This window comes from Pseudomonas sp. (genome assembly GCF_037994325.1).
Taxonomy (GTDB): domain Bacteria; phylum Pseudomonadota; class Gammaproteobacteria; order Pseudomonadales; family Pseudomonadaceae; genus Aquipseudomonas.
Genome location: NZ_JBBNAH010000265.1, coordinates 1 through 11,651, shown reverse-complemented (window position 1 = coordinate 11,651; position 11,651 = coordinate 1). Strand labels below are relative to the sequence as shown.

1 protein-coding gene is annotated in these 11,651 nt (G+C 64.4%); it reads left to right on the top strand.

From position 1 onward, the window contains the following. The coding region (locus tag AAAB16_RS08925) for an autotransporter-associated beta strand repeat-containing protein (RefSeq protein ID WP_340663014.1) at window positions 1–11,651 on the top strand (11,651 nt) is incomplete at both ends.

The window sequence follows — 11,651 nt, the reverse complement described above, 5'->3', positions numbered from 1 at the left end:
CACACTTGCTGGCAGCAACGACCTCGGCCTTAACGGCGCCATCAGCGGCGGCGGCCGTCTGGTGAAAAACGGCACCAACACCCTGACGCTCGCCGCCAACAACACCTTCACCGGCGGCACCAGCCTGAACGCCGGCATCCTCAATGTCGGTAGCAACACCGCCCTGGGCAGCGGCTCGCTCAGCGTGGGTGGCGCCGCAACACTGAGCACCACCGGCAACTACAGCCTGGCCAATACCGTGCAACTGGGCGCCAACACCCTGACCCTCGACAACGCCGGCCAAGCGCTAAGCCTTGGCGGCATAGTCACCGGCAGCGGCAGCTTGAACACGCTGGGCAACGGCACCCTGACCCTGAGCGGCAACAACAGTTACAGCGGCGGCACTACCCTCACTGCCGGCACGCTAAAACTGGGCAGTGACGCCGCCCTGGGTAGCGGCACTGTGACCGTGGCGGGCGCCGCCACCCTCGACACCACCGCCAACCGCGTTATTGCCAATGCCCTGGCATTGAACGCGGCGTTGGGCCTGACTGGCAGCAATAACCTCACCCTCAACGGCGCGCTGAGCGGCAATGGCAACCTGATTAAAAACGGCAGTGCGCTACTGACCCTGGGTGGCAACAGCAGCAGCTATACCGGCAATACCACGCTGAATGCCGGCACCTTGCTGGTGGGCAATGGCAACGCCTTGGGCAGCGGCCAATTAACCGTCGGCGGCGGCGCCTCACTGGACAGCGCAGGCGCGCTTAACCTTGGCAACGCCGTGCAACTGAACAGCAACCTCACCGTGCTCGGCAGCCATGACCTGGGTTTGTCTGGTGTGGTAACGGGAACCGGCACGCTGGTTAAAAACGGCGCCAGCACCCTGACCCTAGCCGGCAGCAACAGCTACAGCGGCGGCACCACCTTGGCGGCCGGGCGGCTCAGTGTGGGCAGCAATAGTGCCTTGGGCACCGGCGGCCTGAGCGTCACCGGGGCGAGCAATCTCAACGCCACCGCGGCCACGACCATCCTGGCCAACGCCGTCAATTTAGGCAGTACCCTGACCGTCGACGGCAGTAACGCCTTGCTGCTCAACGGTGCCATCAGCGGCAGCGGCCGCCTGGTGAAAAACGACAACGGCGCCTTGGCGCTGAATGCCGCCAGCACCTTTAGCGGCGGCACCTCACTTAATGCCGGCACCTTGCTGCTGGGCAACGCCAGCGCCCTGGGCAGTGGCACGCTGGATGTGAGCGGCGCGGCAACGCTGGATACCAACCAAGCCTTGAACCTGACCAATAACGTCGCCCTCGGCGCCGCCCTGACCCTTGGCGGCAGCCAGGACCTTGGCCTGAACGGTGTACTGAGTGGCAGCGGCAGCCTGATTAAAAATGGCGGCGGCAACCTGACCCTATCCGGCAACAACAGCTTCTCTGGCGGCACCACGCTCAACGCGGGAACCCTGACCGTGGCCCAGGCCAATGCGCTGGGCAGCGGCAGCTTGAACGTTACCGGCGCCGCCACCCTCACCGGCAACGGCGACTACAGCCTAAGCAACGCGGTGAGTCTCGGTGCCGCCTTAGCGCTGGACAGCGCCGGCCATGCACTGACCCTCAGTGGGGTTCTCGATGGCAATGGCGGGCTGACGAAAACCGGCAACGGTAGCCTGACCCTCTCTGGCAGCAACACCCTGAGCGGCAGCACCACGCTGAATGCCGGCACGCTGATTCTGGCCAACGCCAACGCCCTGGGCACCGGCAATCTGCTGGTCACTGGCGCGTCCACCCTGGGCACCACTGGCGCGCTGAATACCACCAACGACATCGCCCTGAACGCCGACCTGACCCTCAGCAACAGCGCCGCCCTGGGCCTGGCGGGTGTACTGAGTGGCAGCGGCGCGCTGATCAAAACGGGCAGCGGCGCGCTTAACCTTACCGGCAACAACAGCAGCGGCGTCTATACCGGCACGCTGACGGTCAACGCTGGCGTGGTGCAAGGCAGCGCCACATCGCTGGTGCAAACCATCGTTAACAACTCGCTGGTGAATATCGACCAGTTGGCCAACGGCACCTACAGCGGTTCGATTTCCGGCAGCGGCGGCGTGAATAAAACCGGCACCGGCACCCTGGAACTCAGCGGCAACAACAGCTTTAACGGCGGCTTGAACGTGCTCGCCGGCACCGTTGCCCTTACTGGCGGCAATGCCCTCTCCGATACCGGCGCCGTGGTGCTGGCCAGCGGCAGCAATCTGCAGGTCAATACCAGCGAAGTGCTGGGCGGCCTTAGCGGCAGCGGCGCCGTAAACCTCGGCAGCGGCGCGGTAGTGGGCCTGGGTGGCGATAACCTGGATACGGCCTTTGCCGGCGCGTTAACGGGTACTGGCGGCCTGGGCAAAGTCGGCAGCGGCACCCTCACCCTCAGCGGCACCAGCACCTTTACTGGCGGCACCAGCGTTAACAACGGCACCCTCAATGTCACCGGCAACTTGGGCGGCAATGTCTCGGTACTTAACGGCGGCACCTTGGCAGGCACCGGCACGGTGGGTGGCGCAGTAGCAGTGGGTGCCGGTGGCGCGCTGAAGGCGCTGAGCGGCCAAGTACTCAATACCGGCAACCTGACCCTGGATGCTGCATCGAATTTCAACGTTACCCTGGGCTCACCCAGCACCAGCACCCTGGTGCGGGTCAATGGCGACCTGACCCTCGACGGCACCCTCAACGTCACCGGCATTGGTGGTTTTGGCCAAGGCGTTTATCGGCTGATTGATTACACCGGCGCCCTCACCGATAACGGCTTGGCCCTGGGCACTCTGCCCACCAGTATTCTGGGTGATCTGGCCAGCATCCAGAGCAACATCCTCGGCCAAATCAACCTGGCTGTGGAAAGCAACACCAGCCCCATTCAGTACTGGAATCCCTCCGCCACCAGCACTATTACGGGTGGCAACGGCACCTGGGGTGTAGGCAGCACCTGGGTCAATTCCGGAGGCATTGCGCAGGTGCCATGGAGCAGTGGTTTCGCCGTATTCAGCGGCACGGGCGCAGCGGTGGATGTCAACGGCGCGCAAAGCGCCAATGGTCTGCAGTTTATGACTGACGGCTATGTACTCGGCGGCAGCGGCAGCATTGCTGCCGTAGATGCCAGCGGCCTGAGCGTGCGGGTTGACCCCAACGTTACCGCCACCCTCAACACCACCCTCACTGGCAGCGGCAGCCTGAATAAACGCGACTACGGCACGCTGATTCTTGCCGGCACCAACACCTACACCGGTGGCACCACCCTCAGCGAAGGGGTGCTGCAAGTGGCCAGCGACAGCAACCTGGGCGATGCCAGCGGCGGCCTGACCTTCAACGGCGGCACCCTGCGCGTCACCGGCAGCGCCTTTGGCAGCACCAGCCGGGCTATCACCTGGCAAGCAGGCGGTGGCGGCTTCGATATCGTCGACGCCGGTAACACCTTTATCGCGACGCAAAACCTCGGCGGCACGGGCGCGCTGAACAAGCTGGGCGCCGGCACGTTGCTGTTGTCTGGCAACAATACCTACAGCGGCGGCACCACGCTGAACGCCGGCACGCTGATTGTTGGCAGCGACAGTGCGCTGGGCAGCGGCACCCTCGGCGTGCAGGCCAATGCCAACCTGAGCAACAGCGGCACTCGCACCTTGGGCAACACCGTCGCCCTCGGCACCGGCACTACCCTCAGCGTACTGAACGACAACGGCACCAGCCTGACCCTCAACGGCTTGCTCAGTGGTCAAGGGGCGCTAAACAAAAACGGCCAAGGCACCCTGGTGCTGAATCACGCCAACACCTACAGCGGTGGCACCACCCTGCAGCAGGGCACGTTGACCGTCGGCGACAACCTGGCCCTGGGCACTGGCGCCATTACCGTCGCGGCCGCGGGCAATCTCGACACCAGCGGTGGCCCGCGCACCCTGGCCAACGCCCTGATACTCAACGACGACCTCAGTGTGCTGGGCAGCAACGACCTGACCCTGAATAACGTGCTCAGCGGCGGCGCCGGTAATAGCCTGATCAAGCAAGGCAGCAGCACCCTCACCCTTAACGCCGGCAACACCTATAGTGGCGGCACGTCGCTGCAAAACGGCACCCTTACCCTCGGTAACAACCAGGCCTTGGGCAGCGGGGTACTCAGCGTCGACGGCGCGGCCAATCTGGACGCCAACAGCGCGCGCACCCTGGCTAACGCGGTCAGTCTCAACAGCGACCTGACCTTACTCGACAACGCCGACTTCACCTTAAACGGCGTGGTCAGCGGCACGGGTAGCCTGACCAAGCAAGGCACCACCACCCTCACCCTCAACAACACCAATACCTACAGCGGCGCCACCACCCTGGCCGGCGGCGCACTGCTGCTCGGCACTAATGGCAGCCTCGGCAGCGGCGCCTTGACTATCCTCGGCGCCAGCAGCCTCAACAGCAGCAGCGCGAAAACCCTAAGCAACACCCTCAACCTCAGCGACACCCTGACCCTGCCCGGCAGCGCCGACTTAACCCTCAACGGCGCCGTCACTGGCACTGGCGGCCTGCTCAAACAAGGCAGCACTACCCTCACCCTCGGCAGCGCCAACACCTACAGCGGCGACACCGTGCTGCAAAGCGGCAGCCTGCTGCTGGGCGACGATGCAGCCCTGGGCAGTAGCGCGGTAAAAGTCACCGGCAACGCCAACCTGGGCAGCAGCCTCGGCAACCGTACCCTGCAAAACGCCATCGACATCGCCGTCGGCAAAACCCTTAGCGCCCTGACCGGCACCAGCGATGTGCTGACCCTCGCTGGCCCCGGCCTGATCACCGGCGACGGCAGTTTGCTGAAAACCGGCACCGGCACGCTGGTGCTGGGCGGCGCCAATACGTTTACCGGCGGCCTGCAAGTGGCCGATGGCGGCAGCCTGGTGGTAAACGACGATGCGGCGCTCGGCAGCGGTCTAGTGACCCTCAACGGTGCCACGCAACTGAGCAGCAGCGGCGCCCGCGTGCTGAGCAACGCCATCCGCCTGAATGCCGCCTTAACCCTGCCCGGCACCAGCGACTTGACCCTGAACGGCGCCCTCAGCGGCACGGGCGCGCTGGTCAAAAACGGCGCCAGCAACCTCACCCTCAATGGCAGCAACGCCTATACCGGCGGCACCACCCTGAATGCCGGCAGCCTTACCGTGGGCAATAACAACGCCTTGGGCAGCGCGACGTTAACCGTAACCGGCAATGCCGCGCTGATCGACGCGGGCACCGACACCCTGGCCAACGCCATTACCCTGGGTACCGGCACCACGCTGAGCGTGACCAGCGCCGATACCCTCGCACTCGCTGGCACCATCAGTGGCAACGGCAGCCTGTACAAAGACGGTACGGGCATCCTCGCCCTCACCGGCAATAACACCTACAGCGCCGGCACTACCTTGCAGGCCGGTGGCCTATTGTTGGGCAATAACAATGCCCTGGGCACAGGCACCCTGACCGTTAGCGGCGCCAGCACCCTGGATGGCAGCGCCGCGCACACCTTGGGCAACGCCATCCAACTCAACGGCGGCGACCTGAGCCTGCCCGGCAGCAACGACCTCACCCTTAACGGCACCCTCAGCGGCAGCAACGCGCTAATCAAACAAGGCAGCAACACCCTCACCCTCAACGGCAACAACAGCTATGCCGGTGGCACCACCCTCGCTGGTGGCAGCCTGATCCTGGGCGATAACAACGCCCTGGGCAGCGGCGTAGTCAATGTAACCGGCGCCAGCAGCCTGGACGGCAGTGCCGCGCGGGTAGTGGCCAACGCCTTTAACCTCGGTGCCGACCTGACCTTGCCCGGCAGCCACGACCTGACGCTGAACGGCGCCTTGGTCGGCAGCGGCGGCCTGATCAAACAAGGCGCTAGCAACCTGACCCTGAACAACGACAGCACGCCGTATACCGGCAACGTCACCCTGCAAGGCGGCAGCGTATTGCTGGGTAACGACAACGCCCTGGGCAGCGCCGCCGTCAGCGTTACCGGCAACACCGCCCTGGGCAATAGCAGCAGCGGCCTGCGCACGGTGGGCAATGCCATTGATGTCACTAGCGGCAAAACCCTGAGCCTGATCACCAGCGCCAGCAGCGATATCACCCTCGGTGGCCCCCTTAGCGGCGCCGGCACGTTGAGCAAAACCGGCAGCGGCACGCTGTCGATCAACGCCGCCAACAGTGGCTTTAGCGGGCAAACCCGCATTAACGGCGGCACCCTATCCCTCGGCGACAGCCAGGCGCTGGGCAGTGGCGCCCTGCTGTTTTTGGCCAACGCCAACCTGACCGGCAGCACACCACTAACTCTGGGCAGCAATATCTATTTGGGCGCCGACCTGAGCCTGATCGGCACGCAAGACCTGACCCTCAACGGCACCATCGGTGGCGGCGGCGTACTGCTGATGAACAACAGCGGCACCCTGACCCTCAATGGCCACAACAACAACTTCAACGGCATTCAACTGAATGCCGGCAACCTGGCCATCAGCACCGACACGGCCTTGGGCAGCGGTGCCCTCAGCGTCAATGCCAACGCCACGCTGACCACCAGCGGCAACCTGTCGCTGAACAACGCAGTCGCCCTGGCCGGCGGCAGCAACCTGACCCTGTCCCACGCTGACAGCCTGACCCTCGGTGGCGTGCTCAGCGGCAGCGGCGCCCTGAGCAAAACCGACGTCGGCACCCTCACCCTGAACAACGCCAACACCTACAGCGGCGGCACTGCGCTGCAAAACGGCTTGCTGATTTTGGGTGATGACCTGGCCTTGGGCAGTGGCCTGGTCACCGTGTCCGGCAACGGCCACATCGACGCCAGCGCCGTGCGCAACCTGGCCAACGATATCCAGTTCACCAACGACTTCAGCCTGACCGTAGACGGCAGCAACAACCTGACCCTGGCCGGCGATCTGGGCGGCGCCGGCAAGCTGATCAAACAAGGCAACGGCAGCCTGACCTTAGGCGGTAGCAACAGCTACACCGACGGCACCCTGGTCAACGCCGGCACCCTGTATGGCACCACCCTGAGCCTGCCGGGAGACATCGAAGTGAGCAGCGGCGCGCGCCTGGAATTCAGCCAGAACTTCGATGGCAGCTACGGCGCCAACGGCGAAGTGCTGAGCGGCGCCGGCACCCTGGCCAAATCCGGCACCGGCGTGTTGACTCTGGTCGATGGCAATACCTTTACCGGCCTGGTCGACATCCTGGCCGGCACCCTGCTTACCAGCGGCGACACGGTAATCAGCGACGCCAGCCAAGTGAATGTCGACGGCGGCGCCACCCTGGGTATTGGTGGCACGGAAACCCTGAGCAACCTCAGCGGCAGCGGTGCGGTCAACCTGCTCAACGTCGGCACCTCCGTGCTTAACCTCGGTGCAGCAGGCAGCGGCACCTCGGCCTTCGCTGGTTCCATCAATGGCCTGGGCGATCTCAACAAAGTGGGCAGCAATACCCTGATCCTCTCCGGCACCAGCGGCCTCACCGGCCCCACCACTGTTCAGGCCGGCACCTTGCAAGTAGACGGCACCTTGAACAGCGCCACCGTCAGCGTACAAAGCGGCGCCACCTTGAGCGGTGTTGGGGTGCTCAATGGCAACGTTAACGTGGCCGACAACGGCGTTATCGCCGCCGACCAAAACCGCGGCACCTTGTCGGTTGGCAACCTGACCCTGAACAACGCCTCGCAGGTGAACTTAAACCTCGGTGCGCCCACCGGTGCCTCGCTGATCGACGTGAATGGCGACCTGACCCTGGACGGCGAACTCAACGTCACCGACGCGGGCGGCCTGGGCCTGGGCGTGTACAACCTGTTTACCTACACCGGCCAGCTCAACAACAACGTGCTGGACTTCGGCAGCCTGCCGAGCGCGGTTACCAGCAACGTCTATGGCCTGCAAACCGGCTTCGCCAACCAAGTGAACCTGGTAATTCAGGCGTCCGCCAACCAAGTGCTGTTCTGGAACGGCACGCAAAACAACCCCACGGGCACCATCCTTGGCGGCTCCGGCACCTGGGGCACCGCCACCAACTGGACCGACGCCAATGGCGCCACCAGCTCCACCTGGGGCGACACCTTTGCCGTGTTTGGCGGCGCCATCGGCACACCAGGCAACCCCAATGTGGTCAGCGTCGACGGCAGCCAAGGCGTTATCGGCATGCAGTTCCTCACCGATGGCTACGTGCTGAATGAAGCCGCGGGCGGCGGTAGCCTCACAGCCCTCGACGGCGGCAACGGCAGCACCGATATCCGCGTTAACAGCAACGCCACAGCCGTTATCAACGCCGATATCGACGGCAGCAGCCGCCTGAACAAACTGGATGGCGGCACCCTGATTCTCGGCGGCGACAACACGTACAGCGGCGGCACGCGCTTTAGCGCTGGCGTGGTCGAGGTGGATGCTGACACGCGCTTGGGCGCCAGCACCGGCAGCCTGGAGTTTGCCGGCGGCACCCTGCGCATCAACGGCATCGACTACACCGGCACCACCCGCGCCATCGCCTTCAATGGCGCCGGCGGCACCCTGGATATCAGCGACGCCAACAACACCTTTACCCTCGGCCAAGTGCTGACCGGCAGCGGCGGCCTCAGCAAACTCGGCAACGGCACTCTCGAGCTGGACGCTGCTAACACCTATGCCGGCAACACCACCCTGGGCGCCGGCACCCTGCTGCTGGGCAATGGGGATGCGTTGAGCAGCGGCACCTTGATCGTCACCGGTGGCACCCTCGGCACCAGCGTCGACCTTGGTTTGGCCGACACCGGTGGCGTGGGCGTGGACAACAACATCCTGCTTAACGGCGCGCTGACCGTCGCCGGCAGCAACGACCTGGCGCTTACCGGCGCCATCAGCGGCAGCGGCAAGCTGATCAAAAATGGCAGCGGCTCAACCCTGGAACTCACCGGCAACAACAGCTACAGCGGTGGCACCGACCTGAATGCCGGCACCCTGGTGGTCGGCAATAACAACGCCCTCGGCACCGGCGCCCTGCGCACCGCCGCCAACACCCAACTGGACAGCAACCAGGCCGTAGCGCTGGGCAACGAAGTGCAAGTCACGGGCAACCTGACCCTGGTCGGCAGCCACGACCTGACCCTGGGCGAGACCATCAGCGGCAGCGGCAGCCTGACTAAAAATGGCAACGCCACCCTGACCCTCGCCGATGGCAACACCTACAGCGGCGGCACTACCCTCAATAATGGCCACCTGGTCGTTGGCGCCAACGGCGCCTTGGGCAGCGGCGCGTTGACCGTTAATGGCGGCGACCTCGACAGCAGCGCCGCCGTCACCCTAAACAACGCCATCACCCTTAACACCGACCTCAACGTGCTGGGCAGCAATAACCTGAGCCTGACCGGCACCATCGGCGGCAATGCTGGCATCGACAAAAACGGCCCGGCCACCCTGACCTTAAGCGGCAACAACAGCTACAGCGGCGACACCAACCTGAATGCCGGCACGCTGGTGGTCGGCACTAACAACGCCCTCGGCACAGGCGACCTCAACGCCGCCAACGGCACCACCCTCGACAGCAGCAGCGCCGTCAGCCTGGGCAATGACATCAACCTGGCCGGCACCTTGGCCCTCGCCGGGAGCAATAATCTCACCCTCAATGGCCTGATTTCCGGCGCCGGTGGCCTGCACCTGCTCGGCGTCTCGCCCATTGTCCTTAACCACGCCAACACCTACAGCGGCGGCACGGAACTGAGCGGCGGCACCCTGGTGGTCGGCAATAACAATGCCCTGGGCAGCGGCGACCTCACCGTCAGCGGCAACGCCGCGCTCGACACCAACCTCGCCGGCCTGGTACTGACCAACAACATCGACCTGCAAGCCGTGCTGACCAGCACCGGCAGCAACCCATTAACCCTCAGCGGCGATATCACCGGCACCGGCAGCCTGATCAAAAACGGCAGCGCCCTGCTCACCCTCAGCGGCGACAACAGCTACAGCGGCGGCACCACCGTCAACGCCGGCGCGCTGGCCGGCGATAGCAACAGCTTGCAGGGCAATATCACTACCGCCGCCGGCACCTCGGTGATCTTTAACCAAGGCAGCACCGGCACTTACAGCGGTGTGCTGAGCGGCAGCGGCGAATTGGTAAAAAGTGGCATCGGCAATCTGATTTTAAGCGGCGCCAATACCTACACCGGCGGCACCGACATTACCGGCGGCTCGCTGACCGGCGACAGCAACAGCCTGCAAGGCAACATTCAAATCGGCAGCGGCACCAGCCTGATCTTCGACCAAGGCTTTAACGGCAGCTACAGCGGCTCACTCAGCGGCACCGGCGATCTGATCAAACAGGGCAACGGCAACCTCAGCCTGACCGGCAACAGCACCCTGGGCGGCAACACCATCATCAGCAACGGCGCGCTGCTGGTAGAAGGCAGCCTGACCAGCAGCGAAATCATTATCGACGCCGGCGGCTCGCTCGGCGGTGGCGGCAGCCTTAACGGCGACGTCACCATCGCCAACGGTGCGCACCTGGTGGCGGGTACTTACCTCACCCCACTGAGCTTTGCTGACGACCTGGTGCTAACCGCCGGCACCAGCCTCGACTTCCAACTTGGCATTCCCAATAGCCCGACGGCGCTGGTCAGCGTCGGTGGCAACCTGACCCTCGACGGCACCCTCAACCTGAGCAATGCCGGTGGCTTGGGCGTAGGCATCTACCGCCTGTTTAGCTACGGCGGCAGCCTTACCGACAATGGCCTGAGCTACGGCAGCGTACCGCTGGGCTATGGCACCAGTGACTTCACCTTGCAAACCAGCCTGGCCGGGCAAGTGAACCTGTTGCTTGAAGGCGTGGCCGGGGAAATCCAATTCTGGGACGGCGCAGGCACACCCGGCGACGGCGTCATCAGCGGCGGTAGCGGCACCTGGGGCGCAGGGCAAAACTGGACCAACGCCACCGGCACCTCAACGGACGTCTGGGGCGAACGCTTCGCCGCCTTTGCCGGCACCGGGGCCACCGTTACCCTGGCCGGCGCACAGAACTTTACCGGCATGCAATTTCTCAGCAACGGCTATGTTTTGAATGGCGTTGGCGCGCAGCTCAACGCCCTCACCGACAGCAATGGCAGTGCGCCGCGGATCATCGTCGACAACGGCGTCAGCGCCGAGATTGGCGTCACCATCGACGGCACTGCCGGCCTGGTCAAGGCCGGCGCCGGCACGCTGATTCTCAGCGCCAACAATAACTACACCGGCGACACGCAAATCACCGGCGGTACTCTGCAGGTCGGCGACGATGACGCCCTTGGCGATGCCAACAGCGCTATCGTGCTGAACGGCGGCGTGCTCGGTGTTAGCGGCAGCACCTACACCAGCACCAACCGCGACATCAGCCTGGGTGCCAATGGCGGCGGCTTTGATATTCAGGCGGCCGCCAATACCTTTACCGTCAGCCAATCGCTCAGCGGCACGGGCGACTTGATCAAACAAGGCGACGGCACCCTGCTGCTCACTGGCAGCAATTCCTACAGTGGCGGCACCTTGTTGCAAGACGGCACCCTGGTCGGCAACTCCAGCAGCCTGCAAGGCAATATCGCCAGCAGCAGCGGCACCTCGCTGCAGTTCAACCAAACCGTCAACGGCACCTACGCCGGCAACTACTCCGGCGCCGGTAACCTGGTCAAAGACGGCAGCGGCAACCTGACCC